The 17891-nt window shown below is 38.1% G+C and carries 25 protein-coding genes and 2 pseudogenes; 1 reads left to right on the top strand and 26 read right to left on the bottom strand.

The annotated features are described in order from the left end of the window. Positions 1-31: 31 nt before the first annotated feature. From LI091_RS01105 to LI091_RS01170, 14 genes and pseudogenes are all read right to left on the bottom strand, one after another. Positions 32-1291 carry a sensor histidine kinase gene (locus LI091_RS01105; protein WP_265190683.1) on the bottom strand — a complete coding sequence of 420 codons (1260 nt, stop codon included), beginning with the start codon at positions 1289-1291 and terminating at the stop codon, positions 32-34. Positions 1292-1293: 2 nt separating this feature from the next. Next, positions 1294-1953 (bottom strand): response regulator transcription factor, encoded by a 660-nt coding sequence (locus tag LI091_RS01110; RefSeq protein WP_265190684.1) that lies wholly within the window; start codon positions 1951-1953, stop codon positions 1294-1296. 170 nt (positions 1954-2123) lie between these two features. After that, positions 2124-2903 (bottom strand): CPBP family intramembrane glutamic endopeptidase, encoded by a 780-nt coding sequence (locus LI091_RS01115; protein ID WP_242981827.1) that lies wholly within the window; start codon positions 2901-2903, stop codon positions 2124-2126. 103 nt (positions 2904-3006) lie between these two features. Continuing rightward, a complete protein-coding gene (locus tag LI091_RS01120) occupies positions 3007-4263 on the bottom strand; it encodes an RNA-guided endonuclease InsQ/TnpB family protein (protein WP_015525011.1) in 1257 nt (418 codons plus the stop codon). A 54-nt stretch (positions 4264-4317) separates the two neighbouring features. Next, positions 4318-4728 carry an IS200/IS605 family transposase gene (gene tnpA / locus LI091_RS01125; protein WP_442860771.1) on the bottom strand — a complete coding sequence of 137 codons (411 nt, stop codon included), beginning with the start codon at positions 4726-4728 and terminating at the stop codon, positions 4318-4320. A gap of 273 nt (positions 4729-5001) precedes the next feature. Next, a pseudogene (locus tag LI091_RS01130) lies at positions 5002-5271 on the bottom strand (AAA family ATPase); the annotation flags it as partial. Then, positions 5269-5382, bottom strand: a pseudogene (locus LI091_RS18705) (helix-turn-helix domain-containing protein); the annotation flags it as partial. The pseudogenes LI091_RS18705 and LI091_RS01130, both read right to left, overlap by 3 nt. A gap of 119 nt (positions 5383-5501) precedes the next feature. Then, on the bottom strand, positions 5502-5897 hold the full coding sequence (locus tag LI091_RS01140) for a DUF6483 family protein (RefSeq protein WP_015525010.1): 396 nt from the start codon (positions 5895-5897) through the stop codon (positions 5502-5504). A gap of 24 nt (positions 5898-5921) precedes the next feature. Next, on the bottom strand, positions 5922-6422 hold the full coding sequence (locus LI091_RS01145; protein WP_110103120.1) for a GNAT family N-acetyltransferase: 501 nt from the start codon (positions 6420-6422) through the stop codon (positions 5922-5924). Positions 6423-6467: 45 nt separating this feature from the next. Continuing rightward, positions 6468-6845: an SdpI family protein gene (locus tag LI091_RS01150; protein ID WP_015525008.1), complete on the bottom strand. Its 378-nt coding sequence runs from the start codon at positions 6843-6845 to the stop codon at positions 6468-6470. Positions 6846-6888: 43 nt separating this feature from the next. After that, entirely contained in the window at positions 6889-7905 is a 1017-nt protein-coding gene (locus tag LI091_RS01155; RefSeq protein ID WP_110103119.1) for a PDDEXK nuclease domain-containing protein, read from the bottom strand. Between the two features lie 33 nt (positions 7906-7938). Next, on the bottom strand, positions 7939-8328 hold the full coding sequence (locus LI091_RS01160; protein ID WP_242981826.1) for a hypothetical protein: 390 nt from the start codon (positions 8326-8328) through the stop codon (positions 7939-7941). Positions 8329-8394: 66 nt separating this feature from the next. Next, positions 8395-8574 (bottom strand): hypothetical protein, encoded by a 180-nt coding sequence (locus LI091_RS01165; protein WP_015525005.1) that lies wholly within the window; start codon positions 8572-8574, stop codon positions 8395-8397. 97 nt (positions 8575-8671) lie between these two features. Next, entirely contained in the window at positions 8672-10120 is a 1449-nt protein-coding gene (locus tag LI091_RS01170) for a L,D-transpeptidase family protein (protein ID WP_021652238.1), read from the bottom strand. A gap of 531 nt (positions 10121-10651) precedes the next feature. On the opposite strand from LI091_RS01170, the gene LI091_RS01175 reads away from it, so the two are divergent. Beyond that, positions 10652-11065: a hypothetical protein gene (locus tag LI091_RS01175; RefSeq protein WP_044961941.1), complete on the top strand. Its 414-nt coding sequence runs from the start codon at positions 10652-10654 to the stop codon at positions 11063-11065. A gap of 109 nt (positions 11066-11174) precedes the next feature. Here LI091_RS01175 and galT read toward each other — a convergent pair whose 3' ends face one another. The 12 genes from galT to LI091_RS01220 all read right to left on the bottom strand — a co-directional run bounded on the left by galT (position 11175) and on the right by LI091_RS01220 (position 17891). Then, positions 11175-12665 (bottom strand): UDP-glucose--hexose-1-phosphate uridylyltransferase, encoded by a 1491-nt coding sequence (gene galT, locus LI091_RS01180; protein WP_265190685.1) that lies wholly within the window; start codon positions 12663-12665, stop codon positions 11175-11177. Then, a complete protein-coding gene (locus LI091_RS01185; protein WP_015524998.1) occupies positions 12659-13009 on the bottom strand; it encodes a DUF2500 domain-containing protein in 351 nt (116 codons plus the stop codon). The genes galT and LI091_RS01185 overlap by 7 nt, the downstream gene beginning before the upstream one ends. Position 13010: 1 nt before the next feature. Next, entirely contained in the window at positions 13011-13190 is a 180-nt protein-coding gene (locus LI091_RS18710; RefSeq protein ID WP_442860772.1) for an AraC family transcriptional regulator, read from the bottom strand. Positions 13191-13618: 428 nt separating this feature from the next. Continuing rightward, on the bottom strand, positions 13619-13717 hold the full coding sequence (locus LI091_RS18715) for a hypothetical protein (RefSeq protein WP_158565314.1): 99 nt from the start codon (positions 13715-13717) through the stop codon (positions 13619-13621). Between the two features lie 25 nt (positions 13718-13742). Beyond that, positions 13743-14222 (bottom strand): hypothetical protein, encoded by a 480-nt coding sequence (locus LI091_RS01190; protein WP_059085791.1) that lies wholly within the window; start codon positions 14220-14222, stop codon positions 13743-13745. 61 nt (positions 14223-14283) lie between these two features. After that, positions 14284-14478, bottom strand: coding sequence for a zinc ribbon domain-containing protein (locus LI091_RS01195; protein WP_173740084.1), 195 nt, complete (start codon positions 14476-14478; stop codon positions 14284-14286). A gap of 80 nt (positions 14479-14558) precedes the next feature. Continuing rightward, a complete protein-coding gene (locus tag LI091_RS01200; RefSeq protein ID WP_055056114.1) occupies positions 14559-14939 on the bottom strand; it encodes a DUF4825 domain-containing protein in 381 nt (126 codons plus the stop codon). A 92-nt stretch (positions 14940-15031) separates the two neighbouring features. Beyond that, positions 15032-15364 (bottom strand): DUF1648 domain-containing protein, encoded by a 333-nt coding sequence (locus LI091_RS01205; RefSeq protein WP_173734484.1) that lies wholly within the window; start codon positions 15362-15364, stop codon positions 15032-15034. Continuing rightward, positions 15352-15513: a hypothetical protein gene (locus LI091_RS01210; protein WP_173722117.1), complete on the bottom strand. Its 162-nt coding sequence runs from the start codon at positions 15511-15513 to the stop codon at positions 15352-15354. The genes LI091_RS01205 and LI091_RS01210 overlap by 13 nt, the downstream gene beginning before the upstream one ends. Positions 15514-15631: 118 nt before the next feature. Next, a complete protein-coding gene (locus LI091_RS18720) occupies positions 15632-15835 on the bottom strand; it encodes a PF20097 family protein (RefSeq protein ID WP_015524992.1) in 204 nt (67 codons plus the stop codon). 100 nt (positions 15836-15935) lie between these two features. Beyond that, positions 15936-16268, bottom strand: coding sequence for a DUF3784 domain-containing protein (locus LI091_RS01215; protein WP_059085790.1), 333 nt, complete (start codon positions 16266-16268; stop codon positions 15936-15938). A 381-nt stretch (positions 16269-16649) separates the two neighbouring features. Beyond that, positions 16650-17891: an ABC transporter permease gene (locus LI091_RS01220; RefSeq protein WP_265190686.1), complete on the bottom strand. Its 1242-nt coding sequence runs from the start codon at positions 17889-17891 to the stop codon at positions 16650-16652.

The raw sequence follows: 17891 nt of genomic DNA on the forward strand, positions 1-17891 counted from the left end.
TGTATTCATCAAGATGTAAACAAATTGTAAATCAAAAGATGGCTCTTACCGTGGTCCCCTCTCTCTGTCTGCTTTCGATTTTCAAGCATCCGCCATGGATTTCAGCCACCTTCACACAGAGTGCCAGCCCAAGTCCGGATCCGCCTTCTTTTCGGCTTCGTGATTTGTCCACCATATAGAATGCATCTGTGATCTTTCCCATTTCTTCCTCCGGGATCCCCATTCCGGTATCCGACACCTCAAAGATCTTTTTTCCAGCTTTCTCATAAGCCTTTACCCAAATGCTTCCACCGGCATCCGTAGCCTTTAGGGCATTGTCGATCAGGTTTATCAGAAGGCTTTCCATCAAGGCCGGATCCATTTTCATGGAAAAGGCTTCACATTCCATCTTGAGGTGCACCGCTTTCTTTTCTGCCTGTTCTTTTTCCATGTCTATGACATGGTTTAAAAGGTCACCTGCCATGGTCATTTCCATCTGTATGGCATGGTTCTGATAAAGCCCCAGCATCTGCAGCATCTTCCCAGAAAGAGCCTCCAGGCGCTTTCCCTCCCGGTTGATATGTTCCAGTGCCCGGTCTTTCTGTTCATCTTTCAGCTTTACATGGCGCAGGGTATCCGAATACCCGATAATGGACGTTAACGGGGTACGCATTTCATGGGAAAGTGCCCCCATGAGCAGCTCCTGTTTCTCTGCCACTTCCTGTAGCTTCTCCATCTGTTCCACGGTTCTTTTCATCATCATATAAATAAAAAGTCCTGCCATCAGAAACACTGCCAGATAGATTCCGGCAAACCAGATAGCGGTCTGCCTCAGCTCTGTGAAGAGTCCTGTGACTTCCCGGACGGAGAGGACTTCGTATCCTTCTGGTTTAGATAAGGCTACTTTTTGAAGAAGAAGGTATTTCTTCCCCAGTTTCTGTATCTTATAGGCATATGGATCTTTTTCATTCTTCAGACCCAGATTTTCAATCCCAACCACTTTATAATCTGTCAGGTTTTCAATAGCGGTACTACTTTTCTTATCGATCAGCGCCATGCCGGACCCACAGCATCGTTGAAATTGAAATCCCATATAAGCCTGCTTTCCAGTCTCGGACATCTGCTCATATTTGCTGTTATCCCAAAATTGTTCCAGGAGTATCTTACCATTTTCCAGCTGTCTTCCGTAGGTCTCTGCAGCATTATTGAGGCTTCGTTTTCCTGTGATATAAAGACTTAGCGTTCCCACTGGAATCAGGGCACATAATAGCGTTACCAGCATAAGAAGTACCGTTCGTTTCCACAGCTTCATCCTTATTCCTCCAGACGGTATCCAAGTTTCGGGATCGTCCTGATCTCATCATAAAGTTCCAGCTTTTTTCTGAGCTGTCCGATATGGACATCCACCGTCCTGCTTTCTCCCAGGTAGTTTTCTCCCCAGACCCGTTTTAACAGTCCTTCCCTTCCAAGTGCAATGTTCTTATTTTGCAGGAGCAGCACAAAGAGGTCATATTCCATTGGCTTTAGGCTTACCGGAAGCCCGTCTTTGTAGACCTGATGGCTTTGCATGTCCACCAGGATGTTCCGGACCGTTAAGACTTTCTTGGCCCGTCCCGTCCTCTCCAGCACCTTCTCAATGCGTACCAGAAGTTCCAGCATCTCAAAAGGTTTTACCATATAATCTTCTGCACCCAGTTTCAGCCCCTTTACCTTGGAAGCCACATCATCCTTTGCAGTCAGGTAGAGCACCGGAAGCTCCTTCTTTTTGAAATCCTCCATCAGTGCAAATCCGTCTTTTCCCGGCAGCATGATATCCACCACTGCCAGGTCCGCGTCCTCCTGCCATAAGAGCAGCCTCTGGGCTTCTTCCCCATCATACGCTGCCACAGTCTCATACCCTGCTGCCTCCAGGTTCATGCACAGCAATTCTGAAATTGCACGGTCATCTTCTATCACCAAAATTTTATTTTTCATTCCCGCTGCCACCTCTAACGTTTTTCTATAGTATAGTTTTTTATATCCCAAGTCTACATTGCATTTGATCTTGCTTTCTCATCATTTATACGCATCAGGGCACGATAATGTGACCAGCTCAATTCAGGGCACAGTGTGTCTCGAATTAGAAAAGTACAATAAAACTGAAATTATAGATTTTTGTCTCTTTTCTTTTTTGCCATTACGAATCCTAACATTAAAATCAAGTTCATAAACAGTACAACTATGCTACCTTCAATTTTACAGCTGCCACCCGACAAAATTGAATTTCCACTAATTACCATGTTGAACAAATGCGGATAATCTTCTGCTAATGATACTCCACCCAAAATAATTGCACCAACTCCATTCCATAAAAAATGGATTACAATCGGAGCAACTAAGGATTCCGTATATTCCAAAACTGCTGTCACGAAAAGACTCATCGTTATAACGTTTAGTACAGGAAGTATTCCTGCCTCAAAAGCCCCACCATGTGCAAATGTAAATAATCCGGTAGATATAAGGACAGCGACAACGATGTTGTAATTATTTTTTATCATCTGATACAAGTAACCACGAACTAACACTTCCTGCATAACGCTATTGATAAAAGCTGAAAATAACCATAACCAAAGCATAGAAATTTGGTTTCTGCCATCAATATGTATGACCCCTGTTAAAGATAATATCACAACAGATACTCCTAACCAAATAGCTCCTGTGATACACCCAAGTACGATATTATAAACAGGTTTTCCAGTCAGATATAATCGTATGTTTCTTTTATCTATTAACCAGAAAATAATTGTAAAACCAATAACTGACAATAATGGAATCAATTCTGCCCAAAATCTCCAGACTGCCGCACTTTTTGTATCTGGTATAGGCAAAATTGAAACACATATAGCCCAGCCTACAAAAAAGGCAAACGTTTTTAATGATACCAATAGTGAACTACTCGGCAACTGAGTTATCAGAGCATCTGAAATCTGGCGGGATACTGCCTTTTTTCAGGGTGCGTCCATGACACCAATACTGCTTGCCTTTCGGCTATGCAGCTACTTTTATTATTTCTGGATTTTTTAGTCCGGTTACGGACAGTTCTTTCTGCTTTCCGGATACGGAAAGATATTTCCGCAGGATATTAAATGCTCCTACTGCATCTGCATTGTATCTTACTCCATCAGTTATATACATGCCCCGTTCTTTTCGGTTTGATGCTTCTGCATATCTTTTTGATACTTCCGGTGATAATGGGCTGCACTGGCTGGTATAGCTTTCCTCTTGTTTTATCAATGGAATCCCATACAGTTTCAGCTTATATTCCAGCATGATATACAGCTTATTATACGGCAGGCTGTGAAGCTTCTGGTTGGTCTTATGCCCCATATCTTTTTCTTTGCGGATATTTCGCATGTCTCCCACAACCACACAGCGGATATCTTCTTTTCTGCAGTATTCTGCAATCCATCTGGTCACTTTGTGAAGATAATCCTTTACTGCATTCTGCTTTTTCCTGTAAAATCTCCGGATATGTTTCGATGATTTTGGATATTTTATTCCTCTTTCCGATTGCTGCGCATACCATACTGACTGCACTCTGGCGATTTCTTTATTAAAATACCTTTCCAATGAAAGATATTTTCTTCCAAGGATAAAAGTCCTGCCATTTTCGGAATCATAACAGGTCATCAGATTATGAAGTCCCAGATCAACAGATAAATAATGTTCATTCTGAGAGAGCTGCTCTGGTTCTTCAATCTCATAGATAACAATAAGGTCGCATTTTCCGTTTTCCGGTGGATAGATCCGCAGCTGTTTTATATGATCCATGTCCCTGAAAATCTTATTTTCAAGATATAGAAATTTTTCATGGATCCCATATGTTTCTTCCATGTAGCTTTTCAGATCCTTTGGCAGAGACAGCCGCAGCTGGTCCGAACCTTTCTCATGCCGGAGCCCCATCTGCATGTATGTGACCGGTATATTTCCCTGTTTAAAATGAGGTGGATTTGGATCTTTGATCCCTCCGGTCTTTTTAAGGACATAAAAGGATCTCCATGCTTTGTCCAGCTGCTTGCAGGTCTCCTGTGCTGTCTGTGACGGAAGCTGTTTATACCACAGATTTCCTTTATGTGCTTTTTTCTGGTAATACCAGTCAGGATACTTTTCCAGTCCCAGTTCTTTATAATGGTGACGTTCGTAGTTACAGATATTCCAGAGTTTGGATGCTGCATAACACATATGCCCTATGATATTGGAATATTCCGGCCGGATTTTTACAGATGTTCTGTGTGACAGCAGCATTCCTCTTCCCCCTTCAGACAGTTATGCGGACCGCTATTCACAGTCCGTCTTAAATCAATACGACTTGCTCTGATGTTCAATATAACGGCGGATATTTTCCTCAGATACAGATCCGATTGTTTCCACATAATAGGAATGATTCCACAGCTCTCCCTTCCATAGCTGGTTTCTTATTTCCGGAAAACGTTCGAACAGTTTTCTGCCGGTGATCCCCTTCAGATACTTGACAATTGCTGTTATGGACAGCTTTGGCGGAGCTGATACAAAGCAATGGACATGGTCACCTTCACCACATTCGAATAGATGAACGGTAAACCCCTTATCCTCAGCAATCTGCTGCACCAGTTCCTGAAGGTATTCCTCAATTTCTGGGTTTAATATCTTCCGCCGGTATTTCACCGACAACACCATATGGTAGTTGATATTACATACACAAGTCCTGTAATGTATTAGATTTTCTTTCATACATATAGTATAACATGATGAGCGGAAATACGCAACAAAAAATCAAACATATTTTCGATTGATTATATGCCAGTTATGGCATTAATATCAAGGGAGATTATTATATTATCAGATTATTTCAATGTGCAGCCATGCACACTCCTGCGCTTTCATCTCGGTAATTGAATTGCCGAGGATTCCCGCTTATTGTCCTAATTTCTTCATGTAATATTTTCCTCTACAATCCTGATTTTCTTAATTTCACAAACTTGAATCCGTCGATTCCTTTCTTGTCTAATCTGTTAGCAATTTATCCAACAGCATCTGCCTGTTATTTATGAACATTTCTGTTACCCGATAGCTCTCTGTTTCTTCATATTCGCATAAATGTATTCGTCCATCATCAAAACAATAGATATCTGCATCAGGTATTCCTAACAAAATTGGCGAATGCGTAACTATAATAAACTGTGCTCCCTCTTTTGCACAACTATATATTTGCATCAACAATGTAAGCTGTCTCTGTGGGGATAATGCAGCTTCCGGTTCGTCAAAAAGATACATCTGTAAAATTCTTTGCAAATCTGGAACAGCTCCTGCACTTTCCCACTTAGATACTGCCTGTCTGGATACGCCCAACTGATTGGCTAGTTCTTCCGGTAACAAAATGTCAATAGTTTTTTAATCACTTTTTTCAAAAAGGCAAAAAAAAATAGAACGTATAGATTATTTCCATACGCTCTATCTCATATTTCATATTAAATTTTTGAATTCTACAAACTGGATTTTCTGCATTACTCATCATCCTTAATCATATATAACAAATTATTATATCCTGACTGCACAAGTAATTGCTTAAAGCCAGAAAGCACTTCTTCTTTTGTATAATTGTTGTTAATCAAAAACTCACTATCTTTCTCACTAAGGTATTGATAGAAAAGAGCTGCCGCCATCACTTCATCATTATTTGCATAATCAATGTTATCTAAAAGTATATTCTCTGCTTCGTTAATTTGCCCTGAATCAATCATATCAAGAAAACTTTTCAAATTTTTCCCTGACACTTCATATTTGTTTTCTTTTTCAAGCTCAACAGAAACATACTTTTTCCCATATATTAAAGAGAATAATATTCTCACCATTTCTTTTATCATTCGCATAATGTAATCTTTCTCATCCGTGAAATACATTTTCCACCTCCTCAAATTCTAAATTTATCTTACTTTCCCATAAATACATAAATCAAAAATATTGTTATTCTTAATAACTGCTTTTTCCATTTTTCCTTCAAGTAAAAAGCCATTTCTTTCTAACACTTTTCTTGATGCGATATTTGCTTCATATACAAGCCCTGTAATACGGATAATGTCTAATGTTTCAAATGCAATTTCACAAATCTGTCTTACTGCTTCACTCATAATGCCTTTTGAATATACTTCCTGCAATAAATAATAACCAATTTCAGAATCCTTGCGATACACATCGTCCTTCTGTTCAACAGATATCGTTCCTACAATTTTACCATCAACAACAATCTCTCGAAAGACACCTTTTTTACCTTCGTTGTCTTTTACCATGGTTAACCACCACTCAGCAGATGCATTTGTATATGGATTAGGTAATCTATCAGATAAAAAACTTCTATCAATTGAATTACACATTTTTATTAATACTTCTTTATCTTCAACCGACCACTTTCTTAATTCTATATTCATATCTATGTTCTCCTATAAATTCCGATTTTCTTGATTCTGCAAACTTTATCGTCTTGTTCCATTCTTATCAAAATTCTTTTTTAATGCTATTTCTGTTGGGAGAATAGACCCAATTAAAGGAATAAGTTGAACACCACAAATAATTCCTCCCATACTCCCAACACAATCTTCATTTTTTCCAATTACTAAAAGCATGAATATTACTGTTATCGGCAACATAACCATTCCACAGACATACCAGACTTTACCACAATATTTATGAGCAAATTCCCATGTGTCTTTATTCTTCATAGACATCGAAGTTCGATATCCAAATACTGAATTTATTTCCTTTGGAGCCTTTTTCATAAAATATCTTCCAAAACCAATCATCGTAAATGGAAGAAGCAAATCCATAATCAACATAAAAATCCAAAACTTCATTGTGAATCTCCTTTACTATAACTTCCGCTTTGTATTTTCGTTTTTATTCTTTTTTGTAAAATTCTTTCAAATTTAATTCACGTTTCAATTCTTCCTCTGACGGCAGATAGGTGAAATATTTCGATGCAAATATCTGGTGATTATCTTCAGGAAGCGTATATTTTACAATAGAATCTCCCTTATCTGCACAAAGTACAATTCCAATAGGCTGCGTGTCTCCTTCATTCATCATTTCACGAGTATAGTAATTCACATACATCTGCATTTGTCCTAGATCCTGATGGGTCAGTTTACCCATTTTCAAGTCAATGAGAACGAAACATTTTAAAATATAGTTGTAAAATACCAGATCAATAAAAAAGTCCTGTCCATCCAATGTAAATCTTTTCTGGCGTGCTACAAATGAAAATCCTCTTCCAAGTTCCAAAAGGAAATGTTGAAGATGATCAATCAATGCCTGTTCCAAATCTCCTTCATATACATGTGTGTCAGGCTGAATCTGCAGAAATTCCATAACATAAGGATCTTTCACTATTTTCTCATATTCTGGTTTTGGCTCTGTTATTTGAATTTCATTTGCAACCGCTATCTTATCCTGGCTTGCTAAAATACGCTGATAATACATCGTGTTGATCTGCCGTTCCAGTTGACGAACACTCCATGCTGCTTTTGCACATTCTTCCATATAAAATCTTCTTGCCTGTTCATCATTTATACGCATCAAGACACGATAATGTGACCAGCTCAATTCAGGACACAGTGTGTCTCGAATTGGAAAAGTGCAATAAAACTGCCTCATCTTACGAAGATTCGATTTATCAAAACCTTTTCCGAACTCTGCGGTCAGCTGCTCAGAAAGATATTCCAATAATTTCTTTCCGTATTCTGCGCGATCATTTTCTCCACATGCTTTAAAAATCTGTTCTCCAATTTCCCAATAAGTTGTTACCATAGCAGAATTTACCGCTGTGCTTAAACGATGTTGTGCAGACACAATAGAATTACGAATAGAATGATAAGTCTGTTCTGCATTTTGATTTTTTTGTAAATTATAATCCATGCTCTTTACTCCTCTGAATTTCCAAAATAGAACTTACTGTTCTTCTATTGATTCAATATTTTCAATCCGCATCAGCTTAACTACCTGCTTATCTTTTTTCTCTGTATAACAAATTTTTATCCATTCATCATCTGCGTCTATTATCTTGCAGGATAATTCAGTTTTTCCCGCAAAACTAAAAATGAACTCTGATCTGATAATACACTGTTTTCCTACAAGATCATTAATCAGCTTTGACATATATGCCACTCCTCTCTGCTTTTTCTCTAACCGTTTTACTTTCGTTTCCAAACGCTTTACTTTTCCCGGATACGCCGAATAACAAAGTAGCAGCAATAATGCTGCAATTCCAAACCATTCCATATTATTCTCCTTAGCAAACTTAACGCTAATATGTCTGTTCCTTAAAATATCTTTTGCCATTCAAATCATATCACACTATCAGCCATATTTCCATTTCAATTTACTTAGGCAAGTCACTTCGCTCAGCTACATTTCCCGTTGGCTTGCTTCTGTAACCAGCATCCTCTTGCTTTTCTCCTGCAAGGTTTCCTTTGCATCATCATCAATCGAATAGTTCTCATTTATCTCGATTTTTTTCGGTTGCCGGTCAAAATGGTCAAAGACTTCTTTCCATATCTGGATGGAACATACACACTTTTCTTCCATGAAACTATTGCTGATAATTATAAAAAAACAGAAGACCAATTAAGATCTTCCATTTTATAAACAAACCTCTATATAAAACTATATATCCTGCCCATTTTTAATAAAAACAGACAATCGGCACACTTTCGTCTATCCTATTATAAAGTTCTGCCGCTTTGTCCGCCGGAAGATTAATGCATCCATGGGATCCACCACCTTCTCGGAAACGATTTCCTCCAAAGTATGGCTGCCATGAAGCATCATGAAATCCAATCCCCCCATTAAAAGGCATCCAGTAAGTTACTGGTCTTTCATATTCATATTTCCCATTTTCCAACATCTTTCCTTTCAGCACAGATGGACTTTTCTTGTAATACAGTTGAAAAATTCCCGGTGGTGTCTGCCGTTCTGCATACTGCATATCTCCTGACACAATATCCGATTCCAAAATGATCGAACCATCCTGATAGTAATATAAATGCTGTGCAGACAGGTCCACTTCAATATACGTGCTGCCTATATCATTCATACCCCGTGCATTTGCCCGCATAGCGTATACCGGTTCCCGGTTTATCTGTACTCCTGCAATCATTTCCTGCATAATGGTTTCTATTTCCTTTTCCTGATCGATCTTCCATCCATAAACGGAACTATACACCTGAACAGTACGTCCGCTTGTTGTACAAAATTCCCTCTCTGTATTTACGGTATCATGTGTGGCAGCCAGCTTTGCCACATATTCTGCCACGTACTGTCTCAGTTCATCCTCATTTTTTTGCAGCCGTCCTCTCTCATCAAAAATGAGCCAGTTTCTGATCTCGTCCCCCTCCAATGTTACCGTTTCTTCTCCAAATATATATACGATTTTGGTCCGGATCAGATTTTGGCATTCTTCCAATGAATTTTTAAGATCTGGATCATCTTTCATTACTGCCGCTTTTACATAAACAGCCGGACAGCTATTCAGGTCAATCGTTCTTTTTTTGTCAGTAATCGCTTCTGACAGTGCCTGATAAGCTCCATTGAAATCCAGGGTATTCCCTTCTGTTTCCGGTACGATTTCAAACTTCGAATCTTTATAAGCTACATAAGCATCTTCTGGTGCTGTCTGATTCTCTTTTTTTACACATTCCAGTTTTTCCATCTGTTCTTTTAACTTCACTTTATCATAGGTCATGTTTTCCTTGGCTGTATAATTTTGCTTTTTCCAAAATCCCCGAACCCATTTATATGGTTTTTGTTCATCCAGATATTGGGAAATACTGCCATCCGAAACATAACGATATCCGATCAATTTTCCATTGATACTCTGTGATTTCAGATTTCTTGCCTTTACTTCCAGCAGATAATCCTCTGCTTTTTTAGCAACCGCCTGTTCTGCCTCTTCCGATGTTTTTCCAGAACAGTTAATTCCATTGATCGTTGTTCCCCGAAAAAATCTGTCTGAATAGTAATAAGACATTCCTGCATAGCCAGCCATAGCAAAGAACACTATGATGACAGTGATCATTATCCACATTTTTTGCTTTCCATTATCCTTACCGGTTATCTCTTTTCTTTTTCCCATCCATGCCCCCTGTTTTTAACGATAAACAGCATTCAGACAAACTTTTTAAATCGTCTGATTTTAATATCTCCGATTTAATAAAAAATAACCAAGGCTGCTGGAAAAAACATTTTCTTTTACAAACAGTAAGCTGATTTCTACAAAACATTTTTCCCCTGCTCTTTTACGGATAGGAACACCGCATCATCATTTATCTCACATTTAGCACTTTTGGGGTACTTTCAGACACTTTCCTTTTTCTCTGTGAACAGAACCCTGAAAACAGGAAAAAAAGGGCTGCCATGACCGGTCAGGGATTTTTCATCCTTGACTGATTCACGACAGCACCTAATCAGATCTCACTTATTTTCTTCTATACAAAATCGCTTCTCTGTTTTCTCCTTCTGTCCGGCCGGATTATACACGTGTTTGTTTTACACTAATCAGATGCAGATACAAGCAAATCGGTTCTCATAATAATAAATTTTTTCTTTCTATCGAATTTTCCTGGTTCATTTGATAAAATGTCCTTATCTAACAGGAGGTGATTTTTTGAAAAGAGTATTTGATAGTCCTTTTTTGAATAAAGCTGCACTGGTGCTGATCTGGCTTCTATTAATGGGCGGGACATTCTTTTATGCCAATAAAAACTATTTTCTTTACCATGAAAATCCAAATTTAATCAAAGCAGACGGATATTATCTTTATAATTTTGGTAGTCCGCGTCATTATTACTGGGCACTGCCTGTTAAATTCACCCATGAAGGCAAAGTATATCATTCTCAGCTTCCTTTAGATATACGAGATGAAAGTTCATCCTGTACTGTAGATCTTCGCATTTACATACCGGCAGATTCTTCTGGCAGTGCATTTGCATTCCGAAACAATATCACCATTCCTGCACTATGGAGGATCTTTATTTTTGTTCCACTGCTACTTCTTCTTACATCTAAAAGAAAAGCCTAGGAAGGTTTCACACCTTATAAAAAATATTCTATTTTCATCATCTTCCTTAAAAAAAAATGGGAGGTTTCACTTACCTCCCATTTCCCAAAGAATCCTTTTATTTCAATTTTTATAATGTTTCAAGAAAACGCATGAATGCTTCTCTTCCCTCGGTCGTACATTTGTATACTCCTGCATCTTCCAGAACATGGGTAAATACGATTCCAATCTCTTTCTGAAGAATGCCATGGATGTTTTCTTTTGTGATTTCCGAATATTTCGGAAGAAACTTCTTAACCCACTCTGCATGTTTCTCAATCTGTTCATTTGAAGAAATATCTTTGCCTTCGAGAATATACTCTTCCAAAAGTTCCATCTCACCTTTTAATCTGGCCGGAAGAACTGCAAGTCCCATAACTTCGATCAGACCGATATTTTCTTTCTTAATATGATGATATTCTGCATGCGGATGGTACACTCCCAGCGGATGTTCTTCTGTTGTGATGTTGTTCCTTAATGTCAGATCCAGTTCGTAGGTATCACCTACTTTACGTGCAATTGGTGTAATTGTATTATGTGGTTCTCCATTGGTCTCAGCATAAATAAATGCTTTTTCATCGGTATAGCCTCTCCATACTTCCAGCACATGTGTTGCCAGATCTACCAAACGTTTGAAATCTTTATGTCGAATACGAAGCACAGATAATGGCCATTTTACAATTCCAGCCTCTACATCTTCAAATCCCGGAAGTACCACGTGCTGCTCAATTGGTGCTTTTGCCATTGCAAATGTATAATGTCCACCCTGGAAATGATCATGGCTTAGGATCGAACCACCTACGATCGGCAGGTCTGCATTAGATCCAAGGAAATAATGCGGAAACAGTTTTACAAAATCAAACAGTTTAATGAATGCATTTCTCTCGATTTTCATTGGAGTATGCTGGCAGTTAAACACAATGCAATGCTCATTGTAATACACATACGGAGAATACTGGAATCCCCAAGGAGTATCATTGATTGTGATCGGAATAATTCTGTGGTTCTGCCTTGCCGGATGATTAACACGTCCCGCATATCCTTCATTTTCCGGGCAAAGAAGACATTTCGGATAACTTCCGGATTTTACATTCCTTGCCGCGGCAATTGCTTTTGGATCTTTTTCCGGTTTGGACAAATTGATGGTAATATCAATCTCACCGTATGGACTGTCTACCTTCCACTTTTGATCCTTCTCTACACGATACCTGCGGATATAATTGCTGTCCTGACTCAGCTTATAAAAATAATCAGTAGCTTTCTTCGGGCTTTCTGCATATTTGTCCCAGAATTCTTTTTGTACCTGACCCGGACGTGGCATCAGACAGTTCATCAATCTGGTATCAAATAAATCCCGGTATACAATACTGTCCTCAATCAGACCTCTTTTTACGGCTTCATCCAGCAATTCGTCCAATGTTTCTTCAAGATTAACAGGTTCCTCAATGTTGTCCGGTTTTTCATAATCATCTTCATGAAAAACATCCAGCAGAAGATTTGTTGTGTAGTTTCTTTCACATTCCGGTGTCAGACCTGTTGTAATCCCATACTGTACCAGTTTTGCAATGCTTTCACTTAACATTTTTCTTCCTCCTGTGCTTCACTTTTAAATTTATATTTTTGGTAGCATATATACCGATTTCCCTGATAAGTCAGCATACCTCGATCACCTTTTTCCAGTTCACGAAAATCTCCCTGTTGTATTTGAAATTCCATCAAACTTCCATCCGTCATCTCAAACACAACACGAAACCAAGGTACATGTGCTTCAGACTGCATATGGATATAGATTCCTTGCTTCTTTTCAACTACAGTCGCATCAACAGATTCAACTGCCGCACTGCTGTTATTGCCAAAGCTTAACAACATTTTGGTAAATACAAACATCATGATTATGAGTGCTGCTATACAGATTATAAATGCCATCCTATTTCTCCATTCCAGATATTTCATCCTGGGTCTGACTTAAATATTGTTCACGATAAAGATTCTGATATTCCCTTGACATTACTTTATATCTTTCACGAGATACCCGGTTAAATGTCCTTTGGCTTTCAAATCCTGCATCCAGGCAAATGTCTGTGATGCTCTTACCAGTACATTCCAATTAATCTCCTGCAAGTTTTGTCTACTTTTTCTTCCCATTTGGCAAGTAATAGACGTCTTCTGATATTATAATGTGCTTGTAAGATAAAGAAAGGAGGAAAACGAAATGAAAAGATTTAAAGCATACGTCAACTACCTCATGAACTTCTATGCCAACTACTTCAGAATTTACCGCTATATGTAAAGGACATTCCTGCCATCACAGGAATGTCCAATACGGAAACCCAGTTTCAATGGTTTCCCTTATTATACTCTAATTTAGTTGCATTTGTACATGAACAGGATTCTCGAAAACATAGACAAAATTGAACAGAATTATGAAAATACTCTTACCAAGTTTTTTTGATTTGTAAACCATTTATTAGCAGACGGATCCGCCAATGCTGAAAACGGATAGGCAGTTTTCCTTTCAGCTTTCAATTTGTCCAATTAATAATCTCTGAATTTCCATACATCTGATGGATTTGCATTTTTCATCCTCAGCATTCTTTGAAGCTGCTCTTCTGTAAACCACAGATCGTGCAGTATTTTTCCGAAATATAGAGGCTAGATATCAGACCGCTTCATTGCAATTATAAACTGTTGATTTACCAAGATTATTTACATATACGGTAATCAAGTCGCCTTTCTTAAGATCCGGCTTTTCCCATACCAAACGGCTTTTATGATAATACACTTTATCATGATATGTAAAACTATATAGAATCCTGTATGGAATCTGTCTTCTATATCTTGTGTATTTTTGCAAATATACTTTTTCTACCAAGCCCTTCACTTTTGTACCATTTTCGATTAATTGTAAATGTAATTTATCAAGCTTTGCAGTATAAATTCCAAGAGCAGCACTTATTATACACAAAAGCACCCCGGTTATAGAAAACACAGTTCCCAACATATCTGGATTCTGAATACCTGAGTTTACTGCTGGTTTTAATATCCCAAGAAAACTTAAGATACCGGAAACAAGAAAGAATGTTCCTATCCAAAAGAAGATAACTCTCAATAAATCTTCTGTATAATTAAGTTTTTTCATATTTATTTTCTCCACAAGCATTCCATCAAAATTTTTTATCCTGTTTCAATCATATCTAATTTTACTTCAATTTAGTTAAATCCTCTAAATACATTTCTGTATGTCCACACTCTGGACAGACTGCAACTTTAACATCATCTATAGTTGTCGTTTTTTGTTTTTCATCTACATCTACAACGATCGCATAGCCACCGCCATTAACTTTAAGTCTTAAATCCGCTCTCATGACTGTTCCACACTTTTCGCATTTTCTCATTGCTGTCCTCCAAATACATATTTCGCTTTCCTATTTTTCTTACTACATAATAGCAGACAAAATATTAACCACTGAATGATCTACCGTTCATACGATGCAATGATTTCCTTGCTATCCGCTATTTTATAATCAAGTGTTTCCAAATTACCAATCAAATCAAATGTCATATCCGCATTAACTTGCAATTCATCTTCAATCTTAACTGCAGACGGCTCAACTTTTAGAAATACTGTTAATCCATAAGGCTTCGTTTCAGACTGTATCTGTATGCTATCATAAGAATATCCTTCCGGATACTCTTGCCCACTTACAATATTTATAACATTCGAAGAATCTCCTACATAATCTGTCTTGTACTGTGACAGGTCAGGAATCTCGTACAGTTCTTCTTTTCTGCCACATGCAGAAAGCAATATTGCTGATACCGTAAATAAAATAATTGGAATTACTTTTTTCATCATGAACCAGCTCCTCTTCACACTTTGATATAAAACAGCCTGCCCAATGAACCAGAAACTGCCATATATCTGCTTCTTTATTTATAGATCAGCCTTTAAACAAACGAAGCATAAATCATAAAAATTTCTGCGATCAATATAATTCCTAAAACACAATCAATCATTAGGTTATATTGACCAACTGTTAGCCAAGTCTTCGAATGCATCAGAACATACTTTATACTTTTTATACCACTCAAGATTGTAACAGCCAGAAGGAGTATCGGCATTAAAAAAATTTCTGTCTTATTGCCAAAGTCATCTGCGACTCCATTCCCAGCAAAGTGAACGGGAATAATCTCCGGTAAGAAAAAGAAGCTTATTATTGCAATCGCAATTCCAACGATGCAAATTCCCCATGTTAATTTCCTGCTGCTTATACCATCCATAACAGTGCCTCATCTGGAACGATATCTAGTAAATATGTTTCCTTAGAAGAAATTTTTTCAAGAAGTTTTTCCAGTAAATTTTCTTCCTTACCTTCTGCTATTAGCAGAAGTTCCTTATACAAAACCGTAGGAATTCCAATAGAATACATTTCTTCCTCATATACGAGAGAGCCAAATGTCCGGCCTTCCTCGCCCTCTGGATATTTTTCTATTATCTCTTTTTATCCTTTCCCGTTACGGTCATTACAATTCAAAGAATTGAAAATCTCAATATTCGTAAGAGACAATAATCTTTCTGCAAAAATCACAATTATAGGCAGCTATGCGGTCTCCAGATATCCTTGCTGCCAACTCTGGATCCGTATTTAACCGCAAACTCTCAGAGCCTTCTTTCCACTCCAGTCCTGCCCCTGCGCCAACCGCATGCAACTGACCCTTTCGCATTTTTCCTTCACAATATGGACATCTCATATTCACGTCATCTCCTTTAAGTAATTAAAGTTCCTCTTGTTCCCGAGAATTATCCTGTTCCTGGATAGCTTGTATATCTTCTTTCGAATATAATTTTTGCCTAAATGTTCTTTTCTATTTTTTCTCGTTTCATACGTTCTTTCATCAATAAAACAAATTGAACGGTCCATATTACACACGCTGCAAAACATCCGATTCCACTGTATAATAAATCTATGGCTGCACCGGCTACAAATGGCAGTGCCATCCACATCATCCGATTTCCATATACTCTGCACATTTCTTTTTCATCATACTGTTTTCGTTCTTCCGTAGATTTCATATTATAGCCAGACAAAAATGCAGCGGCCTTTCCATTTGATTTTACAAAACTGATTCCAAATAAAAACATAATCACTGCCATTCCCAAATCAAAGATAACACAGATTATCATTGTAGACACCTCACTTCCCACTCTGGCTATCAAATAAAAAAAGCCAAACACAACAGTAAAACTTATTATGTTTGGCTAGGTCAACTTGTTATTTTTTTATCACTTCTTATGGTTGTATTATACTATATATTTTTTTATAGTAAAACAATTTTTTATATTATTTTTTATTTTAATATTATATTTCTACTATCATCAATTTTTCAGATATTTTCAACGCATAAACAATGCTATTAACTACAATATTTCCAGAAAATTCATCATAGGTTTGTGTTGCCACAAAGAAACGCTGGCTCTGAAAATCAAAGCCGTCGTTCCAAATTGTCTGCTTTTTCTTTTGCCGTCGTGCGGCAGATAATCAATTCGTTCTATTTTGAACTTCTTTTATGCTACCTGATGTCTGCAATAGGAATGAATCGCCAAGAATGTAAACACAAATAATTCAATTCCTGCCGAAAGCAAAATAATATGCGGTGTCCAGAAACTCATCCCACCGATATTCAGATAATTGAAATTTGCAAGCTGACAAAGGAAATTGTTCTGCATACCAATTCCGGCAGATGGAAGTATGGTAGAGAGCCATGTTGCTCCCATCGCCACATAAGCAAAAAGCGGCATGAGAAGAAATACAATAGAGATCAGCAAAACTGTCAATGTGTCTTTACATTTTGCAGACAGGAACAATGTACAGCTAACCGTTGCTAATACAGAAAGTAAGCCCGCTGCTGCGAGAATGATCTGCAACTGCCCCAGATTGATGTTTGGCAGGTTAATGATAGAGAATCGCATCTGAAACGATGTTTTTAAGCAATCCGTCCCGAACGCTGCATCTAAAATCAGAATGTGTACCGTGATCCCGACAAGGAAAGTAACAACGAAAAGTGTAAATGCCGCCAGAATTTTGGTAATTGCTAATTGTTTACGCCCGTATTTGGTGGTTCGCAGGATGCTGTCACCGCCCGTTTGATATTCTCCGGCAAAAGTAGGAGCTGCGATTGCCACGCACAAAATAGCAAGGAACAAAATATAAAACTCAATATAATCAAATGCATCTTTAGAAATTCCAGAATGAAGATAAAATGGCGTATCAAGTTCTGAATATTTTTCAAGAGCTTTCTGTTGTGCGGTTTCGTTTTCTCTTTGCTCATTCCGCATGACATCCTGTAAATGTTCTGCGCACTTTTCATAATAGGCTCCGTCAATGTCATTCGGGTCAATATCCATTAAATCAGCACCAATGCCTGTTACTGGATCAGCAAACGCTTCGGACAGACCCATCAGCAAGTGACGGAACGGGACGATTTTTTCAATAAATACAGCCAGAGGAAAGCCCTCTTTCTCGACCGGCCCATATTCTCGAACGCAGCTTTGATAAGTTTCCAAAGCCGATTTGATCCTATCCGGGGTCACTTCACCAGCGGATGTTTTATATAAATCTTGTTTGTACTTGATAGCTGCCAAGCCATCTAATTCTGTAACCGAGCCATCTTCGTTTGGACGGTTAATACCCTCAAATGAAATAGGCAGGTATGCCATGGCTACGGAAAGCAAAAGTGCGATTGCAAGTAAAATCAGGGTGCGCCGTGACTTCAAGATACGTTTTAGTTCAAGTCTAAAGAGCCGCAT

The organism is Blautia sp. MSK20_18, assembly GCF_020553125.1.
GTDB lineage: Bacteria > Bacillota > Clostridia > Lachnospirales > Lachnospiraceae > Blautia_A > Blautia_A fusiformis.

Coding starts and splice junctions, on each gene's coding strand:
- LI091_RS01105 (WP_265190683.1), bottom strand. CDS start 1,291: ATGAAGCTGTGGAAACGAACGGTACTTCTTATGCTGGTAACGCTATTA.
- LI091_RS01110 (WP_265190684.1), bottom strand. CDS start 1,953: ATGAAAAATAAAATTTTGGTGATAGAAGATGACCGTGCAATTTCAGAA.
- LI091_RS01120 (WP_015525011.1), bottom strand. CDS start 4,263: ATGCTGCTGTCACACAGAACATCTGTAAAAATCCGGCCGGAATATTCC.
- tnpA (WP_442860771.1), bottom strand. CDS start 4,728: ATGAAAGAAAATCTAATACATTACAGGACTTGTGTATGTAATATCAAC.
- LI091_RS01140 (WP_015525010.1), bottom strand. CDS start 5,897: ATGTATTTCACGGATGAGAAAGATTACATTATGCGAATGATAAAAGAA.
- LI091_RS01145 (WP_110103120.1), bottom strand. CDS start 6,422: ATGAATATAGAATTAAGAAAGTGGTCGGTTGAAGATAAAGAAGTATTA.
- LI091_RS01150 (WP_015525008.1), bottom strand. CDS start 6,845: ATGAAGTTTTGGATTTTTATGTTGATTATGGATTTGCTTCTTCCATTT.
- LI091_RS01155 (WP_110103119.1), bottom strand. CDS start 7,905: ATGGATTATAATTTACAAAAAAATCAAAATGCAGAACAGACTTATCAT.
- LI091_RS01160 (WP_242981826.1), bottom strand. CDS start 8,328: ATGGCAAAAGATATTTTAAGGAACAGACATATTAGCGTTAAGTTTGCT.
- LI091_RS01165 (WP_015525005.1), bottom strand. CDS start 8,574: ATGGAAGAAAAGTGTGTATGTTCCATCCAGATATGGAAAGAAGTCTTT.
- LI091_RS01170 (WP_021652238.1), bottom strand. CDS start 10,120: ATGGGAAAAAGAAAAGAGATAACCGGTAAGGATAATGGAAAGCAAAAA.
- galT (WP_265190685.1), bottom strand. CDS start 12,665: ATGTTAAGTGAAAGCATTGCAAAACTGGTACAGTATGGGATTACAACA.
- LI091_RS01185 (WP_015524998.1), bottom strand. CDS start 13,009: ATGGCATTTATAATCTGTATAGCAGCACTCATAATCATGATGTTTGTA.
- LI091_RS01190 (WP_059085791.1), bottom strand. CDS start 14,222: ATGAAAAAACTTAATTATACAGAAGATTTATTGAGAGTTATCTTCTTT.
- LI091_RS01195 (WP_173740084.1), bottom strand. CDS start 14,478: ATGAGAAAATGCGAAAAGTGTGGAACAGTCATGAGAGCGGATTTAAGA.
- LI091_RS01200 (WP_055056114.1), bottom strand. CDS start 14,939: ATGATGAAAAAAGTAATTCCAATTATTTTATTTACGGTATCAGCAATA.
- LI091_RS01205 (WP_173734484.1), bottom strand. CDS start 15,364: ATGGATGGTATAAGCAGCAGGAAATTAACATGGGGAATTTGCATCGTT.
- LI091_RS01210 (WP_173722117.1), bottom strand. CDS start 15,513: ATGTATTCTATTGGAATTCCTACGGTTTTGTATAAGGAACTTCTGCTA.
- LI091_RS18720 (WP_015524992.1), bottom strand. CDS start 15,835: ATGAGATGTCCATATTGTGAAGGAAAAATGCGAAAGGGTCAGTTGCAT.
- LI091_RS01215 (WP_059085790.1), bottom strand. CDS start 16,268: ATGATAATCTGTGTTATCTTTGATTTGGGAATGGCAGTGATTATGTTT.
- LI091_RS01220 (WP_265190686.1), bottom strand. CDS start 17,891: ATGCGGCTCTTTAGACTTGAACTAAAACGTATCTTGAAGTCACGGCGC.